The sequence below is a fragment of the Neisseria sp. DTU_2021_1001991_1_SI_NGA_ILE_055 genome (assembly GCF_032342915.1).
In the GTDB taxonomy this organism is placed as follows: Bacteria; Pseudomonadota; Gammaproteobacteria; order Burkholderiales; family Neisseriaceae; genus Neisseria.
Genome location: NZ_CP135440.1, coordinates 698,477 through 712,843 on the forward strand (window position 1 = coordinate 698,477; position 14,367 = coordinate 712,843).

The 14,367-nt window shown below is 49.3% G+C and carries 12 protein-coding genes; 6 read left to right on the top strand and 6 right to left on the bottom strand.

Annotated features, from left to right (window positions below):
• Positions 1-38: 38 nt before the first annotated feature.
• Together RRV97_RS03240 and RRV97_RS03245 are read left to right on the top strand one after the other, a co-directional pair.
• On the top strand, positions 39-1,556 hold the full coding sequence (locus tag RRV97_RS03240) for an ABC transporter permease/substrate-binding protein (protein WP_315611970.1): 1,518 nt from the start codon (positions 39-41) through the stop codon (positions 1,554-1,556).
• A gap of 47 nt (positions 1,557-1,603) precedes the next feature.
• Positions 1,604-2,557 (top strand): zinc-binding alcohol dehydrogenase family protein, encoded by a 954-nt coding sequence (locus tag RRV97_RS03245; RefSeq protein WP_315611971.1) that lies wholly within the window; start codon positions 1,604-1,606, stop codon positions 2,555-2,557.
• Between the two features lie 254 nt (positions 2,558-2,811).
• Here the strand turns inward: RRV97_RS03245 and RRV97_RS03250 are convergent, their stop codons facing one another.
• Entirely contained in the window at positions 2,812-3,186 is a 375-nt protein-coding gene (locus RRV97_RS03250; protein ID WP_315611972.1) for an Mth938-like domain-containing protein, read from the bottom strand.
• Between the two features lie 206 nt (positions 3,187-3,392).
• Between RRV97_RS03250 and RRV97_RS03255 the strand changes: the two genes are divergently transcribed.
• The 3 genes from RRV97_RS03255 (at position 3,393) to RRV97_RS03265 (ending at position 5,767) form a co-directional block, all read left to right on the top strand.
• Complete coding sequence (locus RRV97_RS03255) at positions 3,393-4,700, top strand: homoserine dehydrogenase (protein ID WP_315611973.1); 1,308 nt, start codon at positions 3,393-3,395, stop codon at positions 4,698-4,700.
• Positions 4,693-5,127 carry a hypothetical protein gene (locus RRV97_RS03260; RefSeq protein ID WP_049322347.1) on the top strand — a complete coding sequence of 145 codons (435 nt, stop codon included), beginning with the start codon at positions 4,693-4,695 and terminating at the stop codon, positions 5,125-5,127. The genes RRV97_RS03255 and RRV97_RS03260 overlap by 8 nt, the downstream gene beginning before the upstream one ends.
• Positions 5,128-5,272: 145 nt before the next feature.
• The gene (locus RRV97_RS03265) at positions 5,273-5,767 is read left to right on the top strand and encodes a hypothetical protein (protein WP_070822153.1); all 495 of its coding nucleotides are present in this window, start codon (positions 5,273-5,275) and stop codon (positions 5,765-5,767) included.
• 45 nt (positions 5,768-5,812) lie between these two features.
• Here RRV97_RS03265 and RRV97_RS03270 read toward each other — a convergent pair whose 3' ends face one another.
• Both RRV97_RS03270 and RRV97_RS03275 read right to left on the bottom strand, forming a co-directional pair.
• On the bottom strand, positions 5,813-6,529 hold the full coding sequence (locus RRV97_RS03270; RefSeq protein WP_188212017.1) for an S-methyl-5'-thioinosine phosphorylase: 717 nt from the start codon (positions 6,527-6,529) through the stop codon (positions 5,813-5,815).
• Positions 6,530-6,595: 66 nt separating this feature from the next.
• Positions 6,596-7,666: an AI-2E family transporter gene (locus tag RRV97_RS03275; RefSeq protein WP_315611974.1), complete on the bottom strand. Its 1,071-nt coding sequence runs from the start codon at positions 7,664-7,666 to the stop codon at positions 6,596-6,598.
• A 202-nt stretch (positions 7,667-7,868) separates the two neighbouring features.
• On the opposite strand from RRV97_RS03275, the gene purM reads away from it, so the two are divergent.
• Positions 7,869-8,903, top strand: coding sequence for a phosphoribosylformylglycinamidine cyclo-ligase (purM, locus tag RRV97_RS03280; protein ID WP_315611975.1), 1,035 nt, complete (start codon positions 7,869-7,871; stop codon positions 8,901-8,903).
• Positions 8,904-8,961: 58 nt separating this feature from the next.
• Here the strand turns inward: purM and RRV97_RS03285 are convergent, their stop codons facing one another.
• The 3 genes from RRV97_RS03285 to acnD all read right to left on the bottom strand — a co-directional run bounded on the left by RRV97_RS03285 (position 8,962) and on the right by acnD (position 14,269).
• A complete protein-coding gene (locus tag RRV97_RS03285) occupies positions 8,962-10,173 on the bottom strand; it encodes an acetate kinase (RefSeq protein WP_315611976.1) in 1,212 nt (403 codons plus the stop codon).
• A gap of 201 nt (positions 10,174-10,374) precedes the next feature.
• Positions 10,375-11,544 carry a 2-methylaconitate cis-trans isomerase PrpF gene (prpF, locus tag RRV97_RS03290; protein WP_315611977.1) on the bottom strand — a complete coding sequence of 390 codons (1,170 nt, stop codon included), beginning with the start codon at positions 11,542-11,544 and terminating at the stop codon, positions 10,375-10,377.
• Positions 11,545-11,662: 118 nt separating this feature from the next.
• The gene (gene acnD, locus RRV97_RS03295) at positions 11,663-14,269 is read right to left on the bottom strand and encodes a Fe/S-dependent 2-methylisocitrate dehydratase AcnD (RefSeq protein WP_315611978.1); all 2,607 of its coding nucleotides are present in this window, start codon (positions 14,267-14,269) and stop codon (positions 11,663-11,665) included.
• Positions 14,270-14,367 lie beyond the last annotated feature (98 nt).

The window sequence follows — 14,367 nt, forward strand, 5'->3', positions numbered from 1 at the left end:
ATCTATTATTCAACATACTAACCATAACAATTAAAACTATGCTCTCATCCCTAAACGTTACCCTAGCAGAACTCTGGCAAATGCTACTTACGCATTTATGGCTTTCCGGACTGGCTTTGCTCGCAGCAGTGGCAATTGCGGTGCCTGCCGCCGCGTTGTTTGCGCGCAGACAGCGGGCAGCGGAAGCGGTATTGCAGTTCACCAATATATTGCAAACCATCCCGTCTTTGGCGCTGCTGGGCTTGCTGATTCCGTTTGTCGGCATCGGTTCGCCACCCGTCTTGATTGCGCTCACGCTATACGCACTGTTGCCGATTTTTCAAAATACCTATTTGGGGCTGACCCAAATCGACCAATCGATTCAAGATGCGTACACCGCATTCGGCCTGTCGCGTTGGCAATCATTGTGGCGGATTGAGCTGCCGATGGCTTTGCCTGCCATGATTTCAGGCATTCGCACGGCGGCAGTGCTGATTGTTGGCACGGCAACACTGGCGGCGTTAATCGGCGCAGGTGGCTTGGGTAACCTGATTCTGCTCGGCATTGACCGCAACAACATGACAATGACGTTTACCGGCGCATTGCTCTCCGCATTACTGGCTGTCGGCGTAAGCGGCATTATCGGGCTGTTGCAGAAATCGCGACGCAAGTTGGCTATTATTCTTGCATTGGCGGTGGGCTTAGGCGCACTCGGTCTGTCGCAGATTTCATTTAGGCCTGCCACAAAAAACGTGGTGATTGCCGGCAAAATGGGGAGTGAGCCGGATATTCTGATTAACATGTATAAATTATTGATTGAACGTGAGAATTCGAACGTGAAAGTCACAGTCAAACCTAATTTTGGCAAAACCACTTTCCTGTTTAGCGCACTGAATAGTGGCGAAATCGATATTTATCCTGAATTCACCGGTACAGTGTTGGAAGCCTTAGTACAAGTGCCAACTGGACAGAAGAACCGCCATCTGTCGCCAGATGAAACCTATCAACAGGGCAAACAATTATTGGCGGAACAATATCAGTTAGAGTTTCTACCACCGATGTCTTATCAGAACACTTACGCGTTGGCAGTAAAAGAAAGTTACGGTGCATCGCACCAACTGAATACCATCAGCGACTTGAAGCAGGTAGCGCCCGATATCCGAGCAGGTTTCTCACTGGAATTTATCGACCGAGCAGACGGCTATAAAGGCATGCAGGCTGCCGGTATCACGCTAAAACATATTGTTAGCTTGGAACCAGCCTTACGCTATACGGCATTGTTGAATGACAAAATCGACCTAGTGGAAGCCTTTTCCACCGATGCAGAATTGAAACAATATCAATTGCGCCTACTGAAAGATGATATTTCCCTGTTTCCAGCCTATCAGGGCGCACCGCTGATGAAAGCAGAATTTGCCGAGAAAAATCCTCAAATTGTGACCGCACTTAACCGACTGGCGGGAAAAATTAGCGAAGAGGAAATGAGCGAGATGAACTACCGCGTGAAAGTGCAAGGCGAAAGCGCGGAAAATGTAGCGCGGGATTATTTGGAGAAAAATGGGTTGTTAGGAAAGTAAAATTGGCAGTAGGCTACCTGAAAGCATCAGATTCTTAGGAAGGTATTATGAAAGCCGTAAAAATCTACCAAGCCGGCGGTCCGGAACAACTGATTTATCAAGACGTGCCAACACCTGATATCAAAGAGGGGTGGTCACTGGTAAAAATCAAAGGCTTCGGCATCAACCATTCCGAGATTTTCACGCGTGAAGGCAAATCGCCGTCTGTCCAATTTCCGCGCATCTTGGGCATTGAATGTGTAGGCGAAGTGGTGCAAAGTTCCACACCCGCGCTGGCGGTTGGACAAAAGGTCGTCTCTATTATGGGCGAAATGGGGCGCGCCTTTGACGGCAGCTATGCCGAATATGTGTTGCTGCCCAACGAGCAAATTTACCCCGTTCATACCGATTTGGATTGGACGACCCTTGCCGCAATTCCCGAAACCTACTACACCGCGTTCGGCTCATTACAACAGCTTCGTATCGAGCCGCAAGATCGTGTGTTGGTGCGTGGTGCAGGCAGCGGCGTGGGCATAGCCTTTGCACAGCTGCTTAAAGCGCAGTTTCCGCATATCGAACTGCACGGCTCAACGCGTAATCCTGCTAAAGCTGCCCGTTTGCAAGCGGTCGGATTTGACGGAGTAATTACTGAAGTCGATGGCAAACTACAAACCGACCAAAACTATGACAAAATTCTGGAATTGGTCGGGCCGGCAACTTTGCGTGATTCTTTCTCCCACATCAACGAACACGGTATCGTCTGCAATACAGGGCAGCTTGGTAACGTGTGGGGCGTGAACGATTTTGATCCGATTGTCGAACTCAAAAACAACAGCTATCTCACCGCCTTTTATTCGGGCAATGTGTCGCAAGCCAAGCTGGATGAGATGTTTGACTATATCCGGCAGTTTAATGTGAAAATCTTAATTGAACGCGTGTTTACATTGGAACAAGTTTCCGAAGCCCACCGTTTTTTGCAAAGCGCGGACGGATTCGGAAAAGTGGTGGTAGTCAATGAATAGGGCTATCTAAAATTCTATCAAAGAAATTTAATCATGCTTTGGAATAAAACTGTGATCTGAATTAGTTTATGGATATTGATAAAGAGAAGGCCGTCTGAAATTCTTCAGATGGCCTTTTATATTTGAATTCTGTAAGTGATTGTACAACTAGAAGAAACAGGACTTAGCAGTCTAATAATACTAGCATTATGAATTTAACATAATATAAATTATGCGAACTTAAACTGTTATGATGTAAAAGCCTTTTTCACAAATTATGGCCACAACCACGCCCATGTGCTTCGTCCTTCGCCTTGCAGTAAAACTAAAGTTCGGCAAGCTGAGGCTGTATTCATGCATTCGAGGCCGACTCCGTAAGTTGATAAGGCTGCGGCAATTTTGGGATGCATGAATTGTTGTTTTGCTCCGGTACCGATAATGATGACTTCAGGACGGTTTTCTGCTGCTTCAATTGCCGATAAAAAAATGTGTTCGTTTAATTCTCCGATGGTTGTTTGAGGAATGATGCTAATTTTGCCATCTTGCCAGCAAATGGGTTTTGAGTATGTTTGTTCACCAATTTGCAATATGCCTTGCGAGGGTGAAAAAAATGATGTGGCTTCGGCGAGATGATTTTCTGTAATTTTCATGGTAATTCCTGTTTTTATGGCGGAACAATTTTTCAGACGGCCTCTGGAAACTTGCAAAAAAAGGTGCAAAATCAAGCAATATCAGGTAGGATTCAATGTTTGACCTTGTGCATTGATGTTTTGCTCTGAATTGACGATTGCAAGCGATTATAACAAGCCTTGGTTTTTCGTGATTATTTTAAAGTATCGGCTCAAAAGGAGACACAATGAAGCCAGTAAATATCGGTCTTTTAGGTTTGGGTACAGTCGGTGGCGGTACGGCTACTGTATTGCAGGACAATGCTGCGGAAATCAGCCGCCGTTTGGGACGTGAAGTCCGTATTTCTGCTGTTTGCGATTTGAGCGAAGAAAAAGCCAAACAAATTTGCCCGAATGCTGCTTTTATCAAAGATCCGTTTGAGCTGGTTCAACATCAAGATGTTGATGTTGTTGTTGAATTGTTTGGCGGTACCGGTATTGCCAAAGATGCGGTATTGAAAGCGATTGAAAACGGTAAACATATTGTTACTGCCAATAAAAAACTGCTGGCTGAATACGGCAATGAAATTTTTCCTTTGGCGGAAGAAAAAAATGTTATGGTGCAGTTTGAAGCTGCTGTTGCCGGCGGTATCCCCATTATCAAGGCTTTGCGTGAAGGCTTGGCTGCGAACCAAATCCGCAGTATCGCCGGTATCATTAATGGTACCAGCAACTTCATTCTGACTGAAATGCGCGAAAAAGGCAGCGCGTTTGCAGACGTCTTGAAAGAAGCTCAGGCTTTGGGCTATGCAGAAGCTGACCCTACTTTTGATATCGAAGGTCATGATGCCGGCCATAAAATTACGATTATGAGCGCATTGGCATTTGGTACGCCGATGAACTTTTCTGCCTGCTATCTGGAGGGTATCAGCAAACTCGACAGTCGCGACATCAAATATGCTGAAGAGCTTGGCTATCGTATCAAATTGTTGGGGATTACCCGTAAAACCGACAAAGGCATTGAGTTGCGCGTACACCCTACTCTGATTCCTGAAAGCCGTCTGTTGGCTAATGTGAACGGCGTGATGAATGCTGTCCGTGTCAATGCCGATATGGTTGGTGAGACTTTGTATTACGGTGCAGGCGCCGGTGCATTGCCGACTGCTTCTGCCGTGGTTGCCGATATTATTGATATTGCCCGTCTGATTGAAGCGGAAACTGACCACCGTGTTCCTCACTTGGCATTCCAACCTTCACAAGTTCGATCGCAAAATATTCTGCCTATGGATGAAATTACCAGCGGCTACTATCTGCGCGTTCAAGCAACTGACGAGCCGGGTACTTTGGGTCAAATTGCCGCCCTCTTGGCCAAAGAAAATGTTTCTATCGAGGCTTTGATTCAAAAAGGTGTGATTGATCAAAGTACTGCCGAAATCGTGATTCTGACCCACACCACAGTGGAGCACAATGTCAAACGCGCTATCGCAGCGATTGAAGCTCTGAGCTGCGTGGATGCTCCGATCACCATGATCCGCATGGAAAGCCTGCATGACTGAGCAACAAACGGAAAGGCCGTCTGAAGAACAACTGGCAGCCAGAAAGAAAGCCAAGGCAAAAATCCGAACCATCCGCATTTGGGCATGGATTATTTTGTCTTTGCTGGCTCTGACTGCCCTGCTCTCACAATGCGCCATGAACAAGCCGCAGATGAAACAAAATGTGGTGGAGTCTTGCGTGAAAAACATTCCTTTCGCTGAAAAATGGCAAGCTGATTTGAAGGCAAAAGGTTTGGACGCGCAAAATGAGAAATTGGCTCAAGACTATTGTGTCTGCATGTGGGATCAGCCTTTAAGCAAACTCTCTGACGAGCAAATCCGAAACTTCGGCAAAATCAGTCCTGAGGAGCAACTCAAACTTTTGGGTGGAGCGGAAGCCTTTGAGGCACGCGATAAGCAATGTGTGGCTGATTTAAAAGCCGAGTAAACCAATATCGGTTTAAACCAAAGATACAAGGCCGTCTGGAATTTCAGACGGCCTTTCTTATATTAATTAAATAATAATAGGAATTGATTTCATTATATTTTAAGTTTAAGATAGCTTGGTTAATTGCTTTTCTATGGTTGTTGCCATGCGTTACCATTTCCCTATTGCCGTTGATATTTATGATTTTTTGTATACCGGCCGGTTTGATTATTTGGAAATCGGACAATCTGCGGAGTCTATTTTGCAGATGTTCCCTGCGCCTGATTGCGTCCCTAAAGGCTTGTTGGTACAAAAAGGCTGGAATATTTGGCTTTATGGCGACATCGAGCTGCATTTTTCCGACAATCGGCTGACTCAGATTCGTGCTGATTTTCAACCTGATGCGGCCTTAAGCGGCGGCCGTTGGGTAAAGTTGAATCCGTGGTTTTTCGCAAATGGCTGCCTTGATGTGTATGCCGTCATTCAACGTTTGGTGCAACGCAATATCGATTTTATTAAAACGGAAACGCATACCAATTTAATTTTGCACTTGCAAAGCGGGGTTGAATTGATTTTTGAAAAATGTCGGGGTATGCAACTTGCCTCGTTCCGCAAACAAAAAGCCTCTCTGCCCTACTGGGCGCGCGAAACGGCTTCTTAAATAAACAATGCCGTCTGAAAACCTCATTTCAGACGGCATTATCAATTACAAACCATTCAATAACTGTCGGATTTTGGTCATTGTCATAGAAACCTGTTCGTTACAGCCTTCATTCCCTTTTCCATTATCAAAACAATCAATGCTGCTGACGCTGCAAAAGTGGGCATAGGCCATTTTCAACTCCCTGGCCAAAACGGCTTCTGGCATACCGGTCATCCCGAGTACATCTACGCCGTCGCGGCGATAACGGGCGATTTCGGCATGGGTCGGGCGGCGTGGGCCTTGCAGGCAGCCATAAACGGCGGAGTCGTAAATCGGCACATTGTGTGCTTTTGTGATGTTCAATAATTCTTGCCGCAACTCATTGCTATAAGGGTTGAAAAAATCGGTATGGACGACCGGGCATTCTTGGCCTTCAAAAAAGGTATCTTTGCGGCCATAAGTATAGTCGATCAAATCGTCCGGCAGCACCAGGCTGCCGTTTTCAAAATCGGGATTGATGCCGACGACTGAAGAAATGGCAATGATGTTTTCAACGCCTAAAGAGTGTAGCGCCCAGATATTGGCGCGGTAGTTGATTTCATGCGGCGCGATGGTATGGCTGAAGCCGTGTCGGGCAAGGAAAACAATGTCCAAGCGCCCCAACCTGCCGAATAAAATAGGACTGCTGGTTAAGCCGTAAGGGGTGCGTACGATTTTCCGTTCGGTAATTTCGAGCTCTGGCAGTTTGGTCAAGCCGCTGCCGCCGATAATGGCTAACATATAGACTTCCTTTATTATCAATGGCCGTCTGAAACTTGGATTTCAGACGGCCTTAATATCATCGATTTATTTATGTTTGTAGAAATGGCTGCCGAAATAAGCAGATGCGCCTTCACGCAATAAAACCAGCGTAACGGCGGCAAGCGGCAGGCCGGCAAGCATACCGACAAAACCCATCAGTTGCCCGAAAGCCATCAACGAGAAAATTACCCAGAACGGAGACAAACCGATGCGGTCGCCGACGATTTTAGGCGTAATGAAAAAGCTTTCCAAGAATTGTCCGACACCGAATACAGCCCAGACCATCAATAAGCCCTGCCATGAGCCATATTGCAAAAGCGCGGCAACTGTCGCCAGCAAAAGGCCGGTAAATGCACCCAAATACGGAATAAATACCAAAATACCGGCAATCATACCGATGGCAAATCCGGAATCCAAACCGACCAACATCAAGCCCAAGCCATAAACCAAGCCCATAATCATCATAACCATCAGCTGGCCGCGCAGAAACTCACCCAAAACTTCGTCCATATTGCTGCTGATACGCGTGTAGGTCTCGATAAAACGACGCGGAACCAATTTGCTGATTCCGGAAGACCAGCGTTTCCAATCCAACAAGAAGTAATACAGCAGTAAAGGCAGCAATACCAAATTGCTGACGCCGCTGATGACGTTGCCGCTTTGGCGCATCAGGATAGGAATCCATGCTTTGAGCGTATTGCTCAACTCATTCGCATGCGATTGCAACCAAGTAATCATCGAAGCGTGATCAATCTGAATATAGTCTCCACTGATACTGTTGAGCCACGGCAGCAGTTTGTTTTGAACAAAACCCACAATCTGCGGTAGGCGTTCGGCCAGATTATTAAACTGGTTCAGCAACATAGGCACGATAATCAGCACCAACGCCAGCAATATCAGCAAAGCCAGTACCATGACAATCATAGATGCCGGTGCGCGGCGGATACGCTTCAATTGCAGCCATTCGACCAAGGGATTCAAAACATAGGCTAAAACGGCGGCCACGATAAACGACGTCAAAACATCGCCCAAGGCATATAAAAGCCAAATAAAGGCTGCAACGACGCAAGCCATAATTACCCACGGTTTTGCGCCACGCTCTTTCTTTTGATACATAAAAAGGTATTTCCCAATTGATGTTTAAGGTTTTCAAAATAAATAAGCAGTATAACAGATTCACAAAGGCCGTCTGAAAGTACGGCACCAATCAAGGCAAAATAAAATTGTTAACAATAACGCCAAAAAATTCAGCCTGAATCCTCCAATTTAAGATAAAATACGCTCCGACAATCTACCCATACCCGAATAAGGAAATCCAATGAGCACTTCTTTGAGCTATCGTGACGCAGGCGTGGATATCGACGCAGGCGATCAACTGGTCGAAAACATCAAACCTTTTGCCAAACGTACTATGCGCCCTGAAGTGTTGGGTGATTTGGGCGGTTTCGGCGCTTTGGTCGAAATCGGCAAGAAATACAAAAATCCGGTATTGGTTTCCGGTACGGACGGCGTCGGCACCAAGCTGAAACTGGCATTCGACTGGGACAAACACGATACGGTCGGCATCGATTTGGTTGCCATGAGCGTCAACGACATTTTGGTTCAAGGCGCAGAACCTTTGTTCTTCTTGGACTATTTCGCTTGCGGCAAGCTGGATGTTGCCCGCGCGACTGATGTGATTAAAGGCATTGCCCAAGGCTGCAAAGAATCCGGTTGCGCTTTGATTGGCGGTGAAACAGCCGAAATGCCGGGCATGTATCCCGAAGGCGAATACGACCTGGCCGGTTTTGCCGTCGGCGTGGTTGAAAAAGAACGCGTGATTAACGGCCGCAGCATTCAGGCCGGAGACGTTGTTTTGGGCTTGGCTTCCAACGGTGCACACTCCAACGGCTACTCTTTGGTACGCAAAATCATCGAGCGCGACAATCCCGATTTGGATGCAGAATTCGACAACGGCAAAACTTTGCGTGAAGCCATCATCGCCCCTACCCGCCTGTATGTGAAACCTATCCTTGCCGCTTTGGAAAAATTCACCATTAAAGGCATGGCCCATATTACCGGCGGCGGCATTACCGAAAACGTACCTCGCGTTTTGCCTGAAAATACCGTTGCGCAAATCGATGCCAAAGCGTGGGAACTGCCTAAACTGTTCCAATGGCTGCAAAAAGCGGGCAATGTGGAAACCCAAGAAATGTACCGTACGTTCAACTGCGGTATCGGCATGGTCGTTATTATTGCTAAAGAAGATGCTGATGCAGTACAAGCTTTCTTGAGCGAACAAGGCGAAACCGTTTACCGTTTGGGCGTTATTCGTGAACGCAACGGCGACGAGCATCAAACCCAAGTGGCTTAATTTGAGATGCAATGCAAAAGTGCGGATGATGAATCCGCACTTTTTTATTTATACTGCCCTAGCCTACTTCTTCCAAAAAGCCGGCCAACTGCGCCGTATCGTGGGCAATCATCAGCTCTTCATTGGTTGGCACGACCAAAACAGCCGGAGAAGAACCGGTCGGACTGATAATGCCTGAATTGCCGTAGCGTTTTTCCATATTGGCTTTGGTGTCGATGTGCAGACCCAAGAAATCAAGATAGGAAACAGTTTTAGCACGGATGTTGCGCGAGTTTTCGCCGATACCGCCGGTAAATACGAGCGCATCTACGCCGCCGCAAGCCACAGCCATCGAAGCAATATATTTGGCAAGGCGGTAGGTCATGACTTCCAGGGCCAAACGTGCGCCTTCATGGCCTTCATCCGCAGCGATTTCCAAAGAACGGCAGTCGTTGGAAAGTTCGGAAATACCGAGCAATCCTGATTTTTTGTTCAACATTTCATCAACTTGGGCAACATCCAAACCGGCATGGGAAGTCAGATAGCTGTATACGCCCGGATCGATGTCGCCGCAACGTGTGCCCATTACCAAGCCTTCAATCGGCGTGAAGCCCATACTGGTGTCAACGGATTTGCCGTTTTTAATGGCGGTAATGGATGCGCCGTTGCCTAAGTGGGCAATAATCATGCGGATGTCTTCCAGCGGTTTGCCCAAGATGCGTGCGGCTTCAGGGGCAACGTAACGCATGCTGGTACCGTGGAAGCCGTAGCGGCGGAAAGCGTATTTTTTGCGCAATTCACGCGGAACGGCATAAGTGTAGGCACGCTCCGGCATGGTTTGGTGAAACGAAGTATCCATCACGCCGACATTGGGCAGACCGGGGAAATGCTCTTGCGCGGCCAAAATACCGTTGATATTGGCAGGGTTGTGTAGCGGAGCGAGCGGAATGCAGGCTTTGAGTTCGTCCATGACCGCTTGGTCGATCAAAACAGATTCATTGTATTTTTCGCCGCCGTGGGCAATGCGGTGGCCGATGGCTTTGATGCGGTCGTGCAAGCCGTGTTTTTCAAGCTCTTTCAACAGCATGCCCACTGCACCGGCGTGGCAGTTGCGCCCTGCCAAGGGAGCTTGGCATTTTTTACCGTCTTTGCTGAACGTAATGATTGCTTCGGACGTACCCAAACGTTCTCCGAGACAGCTTAAGAGAACTTTACCGCTTTTACGGTCGATAACGGCACCTTTGAGCGAAGAGCTGCCGCAGTTCAGAACAAGAATGAGTTGGTTGGACATAGTGTTTCTCCTTTGAATTTTTGATTGTTTTTTTGGTTTCAGGCCGTCTGAAAAGCGAACGCTTTCCGGATTGCCTTTGGTTTGGTACTTAGTCAGGCTTGATGCCCAACCCTAGACTTCATTGCAAGTATCGCTACCTGACTAAAATCTGCTTATTGGGTTTTCAGACGGCCTTGTTAAATAGCGCGGCCGTCTGAAAACTTAAAAGCAATCTTCCGGCACTCGGACTTGTCCTTCCATAATCACGCGTGCGCTACGGCTCATGACCGCTTTGGTGGCCGTCCATTGTCCGTCCTGACATTCGGCGGCGGCACCGACACGCAGTGTGCCTGACGGATGACCGAAACGGATTTCTTTACGCGCTCCGCCTCCGGCTGCAAGGTTGACCAGCGTACCGGGCACGGCGGCGGCGGTAGCGATGGCAACTGAAGCAGTACCCATCATGGCGTGGTGCAATTTGCCCATGCTCAGTGCGCGTACCAATAAGTCGATGTCGGCAGCTTTGACGGTTTTGCCGCTTGAAGCGGTGTAATCGGCCGCAGGGGCGACAAAAGCGACTTTCGGAGTATGGGCGCGCGTAGCAGCTTCGGATACGTCGCTGATCAAACCCATTTTCAGCGCACCATACGCGCGGATGGTTTCAAATTTTTCCAGAGCCGCGGCATCGTTGTTGATGTCGTCTTGCAACTCTTTGCCTGTATAGCCCAAATCCGCGGCATTCAAGAAAATGGTTGGAATGCCGGCATTGATAAGCGTGGCTTTCAGACGGCCTATATTCGGCACATCAATTTCATCGACCAAATTGCCGGTTGGGAACATACTGCCTTCGCCGTCGGCCGGATCAAGAAATTCGATTTGTACTTCGGCTGCCGGAAACGTAACGCCGTCTAGCTCAAAATCACCTGTTTCCAAAACCGCGCCGTTTTGCATCGGCACATGGGCGATGATGGTTTTGCCGATGTTTTTCTGCCAAATTTTGACAGTACACAGGCCGTCTGAAGGGATTTTGGATTTATCGACCAAGCCTTGTTCGATGGCAAATGCGCCCACAGCGGCGGTCAGATTGCCGCAGTTTCCGCTCCAATCGACGAAAGGTTTGTCGATGGAAACTTGCCCGAAAAGGTAATCAACGTCGTGGTCGGCACGTTCGGACTTGTCCAAAATCACCGCCTTGCTGGTGGACGAACTGGCATTACCCAAACCGTCTATCTGCTTGCCGTAAGGGTCGGGACTGCCGAGTACGCGCAACAAGATTTTGTCGCGTGCCTCGCCTGCTTCCTGCGCAGCGGCAGGCAGATCGGTGCGTTTGAAGAAAATGCCTTTAGATGTACCGCCGCGGTAGTAAACGGCGGGGATTTTAATTTGCGGCATTTTTGGTTTCTCCTTTGTATTTTTAGTATGGTTTTTTCAGACAGCCTCTCAAACATTCAAGGCCGTCTGAAAACCTTTTTGAGCGTAGCCCGGGCATTTTGACGATGCCCGATTTACCTTACGCTGCATTCCCTTCCAAAAAATCCTGTGCAAACCGTTGCAGCACGCCGCCGGCTTCGTACACCAGCACTTCTTCTGCAGTATCAAGGCGGCAGGTAACGGGGACTTCGACAGTTTCGCCATTTTTACGATGAATCACGAGGGTCAGGTCGCCGCGCGGTTTGCGTTCACCGACAACATCGTAGGTTTCCGTGCCGTCCAGTTGCAGGGTGTGGCGGTTGGTGCCGGGTTTGAATTGCAGCGGCAACACGCCCATGCCGATGAGGTTGGTGCGGTGGATGCGCTCGAAGCCTTCGGCGGCGATGGCTTCCACGCCGGCGAGGCGTACGCCTTTTGCAGCCCAGTCGCGGCTTGAGCCTTGACCGTAGTCCGCACCGGCAATAATGATGAGCGGCTGTTTGCGGTTCATATAGGTTTCGATGGCTTCCCACATGCGCATGGTTTGGCCTTCGGGTTCAACGCGTGCCAGCGAACCTTGGCGTACGCTGCCGTCTTCGTTTCTCACCATTTCGTTAAACAATTTGGGATTGGCGAAGGTGGCGCGTTGGGCGGTGAGGTGGTCGCCACGGTGGGTGGCGTAGGAATTGAAGTCTTCTTCGGGCAAACCCATTTTCGCCAGATATTCGCCCGCCGCACTCGCCGCCAGAATCGCGTTGGACGGTGAAATGTGGTCGGTGGTGATGTTGTCGGGCAAAATCGCCAGCGGTCGCATACCTCTTAATGTACGTTCCCCTGCCAATGCGCCTTCCCAGTAAGGCGGGCGGCGGATGTAGGTGGACATCGGACGCCAGTCGTATAGCGGGCTCGGGGCTTTTTGCGCTTTGCCGGTGTCGAACATCGGTACATACACGTCGCGGAACTGCTGCGGTTTCACATATTCGGCGACGACGGCATCGATTTCTTCATCGGTCGGCCAGATGTCTTTCAGGCGGATTTCGCGACCGTCTGAAACGCCGAGTACGTCGTTTTCAATATCGAAACGGATGCTGCCTGCCAGCGCATAGGCGACGACCAACGGAGGCGAAGCGAGGAAAGCCTGTTTCGCATACGGATGGATACGGCCGTCGAAGTTGCGGTTGCCTGACAGTACGGCGGTGGCGTACAAATCGCGGTCGATGATTTCTTTCTGGATTTTCGGATCCAGCGCGCCGCTCATGCCGTTGCAGGTGGTGCAGGCGAAGGCAACGATACCGAAGCCGAGTTTTTCCATTTCAGGCAGCAGGCCTGCTTCTTTCAAATAGATTTCGGCTACTTTTGAGCCGGGGGCAAACGAAGATTTCACCCACGGTTTGCGTTTCAAACCGAGGCGGTTGGCATTGCGTGCCAAGAGCGCGGCGGCGACAACGTTGCGCGGATTGGAAGTATTGGTACAACTGGTAATCGCGGCGATAATGACCGCGCCGTCAGGCATTTGGCCGTCTGAAGGCTCTTCGTAAGGTTTAGCCAAGCCTTTGCTGGCCAAATCGACGGTGGCAAAACGCGCGTGCGGGTTGCTCGGGCCTGCCATATTGCGCGTTACGCTGCTCAAATCAAATTTCAATACGCGCGGATAAACGGCGGTTTTCAAGGCATCTGCCCACAATCCTGCGGTTTTAGCGTAGGTTTCCACCAATTTCACCTGCGCGTCGTCGCGGCCGGTCAGTTTCAAATAATCAATGGTTTGCTCGTCGATGGCGAACATCGCGGCAGTTGCGCCGAACTCAGGGGTCATGTTGGAAATGGTGGCACGGTCGCCGATAGACAGGCTTCTTGCGCCCTCGCCGAAAAACTCGACAAATGCGCCAACCACGCGTTCTTTACGCAAGAATTCGGTCAGTGCCAACACGATGTCAGTGGCAGTAATGCCTGGCTGGCGTTTGCCGGTCAGCTCAACGCCGACAATATCAGGCAGACGCATCATGGATGCACGGCCCAACATCACGGTTTCGGCTTCCAAACCGCCCACGCCTACGGAAATCACGCCCAATGAATCGACGTGCGGCGTATGTGAGTCAGTACCGACGCAGGTGTCAGGGAATGCCACACCGTTTTTAACTTGGACAACCGGCGACATTTTTTCCAAGTTGATTTGGTGCATAATGCCGTTACCCGCCGGAATCACGTCCACATTTTCAAATGCGGTTTTTGTCCAGTTGATGAAGTGGAAACGGTCTTCGTTACGTCTGTCTTCGATTTCGCGGTTTTTGCGGAAGGCATCAGGATCGTACCCGCCGCATTCAACGGCCAAAGAGTGGTCGACGATAAGCTGTGTTTGCACCACCGGATTCACTTTGGCAGGATCGCCGCCTTTTTCGGCAATTGCATCGCGCAGACCTGCCAAATCCACCAACGCTGTCTGACCCAGAATATCGTGACACACCACGCGCGCGGGATACCAAGGGAAGTCGATTTCCTGTTTTCCCTCAATCAGCTGACCCAGCCAGCTTTGCAGCGTAGGCAGGTCAACTTTGTCTGCGCGGTTGACCAAGTTCTCAGCCAAGATGCGGCTTGTATAAGGCAGCTTGTCGTAAGAGCCTGGTTTGATGTCTTCACACGCCTGACGCGCGTCGTAATATTCCAAATCCGTACCGGGCAAAGCTTTACGGTAGCGTTGGTTGGCAGTCATGTCGGTTCTCCTAAATCTATTCTTTTTTTGGTTTTGGGGTTTCAGACGGCCTGTTGATTCGGACCTTCAGGCCGTCTGAAACCATAAATTCGGTTTTA

What these genes read in the sequence shown, in the direction of transcription:
- RRV97_RS03240 (WP_315611970.1), top strand. Translation starts at nt 39, where the DNA reads ATGCTCTCATCCCTAAACGTTACCCTAGCAGAACTCTGGCAAATGCTA.
- RRV97_RS03245 (WP_315611971.1), top strand. Translation starts at nt 1,604, where the DNA reads ATGAAAGCCGTAAAAATCTACCAAGCCGGCGGTCCGGAACAACTGATT.
- RRV97_RS03250 (WP_315611972.1), bottom strand. Translation starts at nt 3,186, where the DNA reads ATGAAAATTACAGAAAATCATCTCGCCGAAGCCACATCATTTTTTTCA.
- RRV97_RS03255 (WP_315611973.1), top strand. Translation starts at nt 3,393, where the DNA reads ATGAAGCCAGTAAATATCGGTCTTTTAGGTTTGGGTACAGTCGGTGGC.
- RRV97_RS03260 (WP_049322347.1), top strand. Translation starts at nt 4,693, where the DNA reads ATGACTGAGCAACAAACGGAAAGGCCGTCTGAAGAACAACTGGCAGCC.
- RRV97_RS03265 (WP_070822153.1), top strand. Translation starts at nt 5,273, where the DNA reads ATGCGTTACCATTTCCCTATTGCCGTTGATATTTATGATTTTTTGTAT.
- RRV97_RS03270 (WP_188212017.1), bottom strand. Translation starts at nt 6,529, where the DNA reads ATGTTAGCCATTATCGGCGGCAGCGGCTTGACCAAACTGCCAGAGCTC.
- RRV97_RS03275 (WP_315611974.1), bottom strand. Translation starts at nt 7,666, where the DNA reads ATGTATCAAAAGAAAGAGCGTGGCGCAAAACCGTGGGTAATTATGGCT.
- purM (WP_315611975.1), top strand. Translation starts at nt 7,869, where the DNA reads ATGAGCACTTCTTTGAGCTATCGTGACGCAGGCGTGGATATCGACGCA.
- RRV97_RS03285 (WP_315611976.1), bottom strand. Translation starts at nt 10,173, where the DNA reads ATGTCCAACCAACTCATTCTTGTTCTGAACTGCGGCAGCTCTTCGCTC.
- prpF (WP_315611977.1), bottom strand. Translation starts at nt 11,544, where the DNA reads ATGCCGCAAATTAAAATCCCCGCCGTTTACTACCGCGGCGGTACATCT.
- acnD (WP_315611978.1), bottom strand. Translation starts at nt 14,269, where the DNA reads ATGACTGCCAACCAACGCTACCGTAAAGCTTTGCCCGGTACGGATTTG.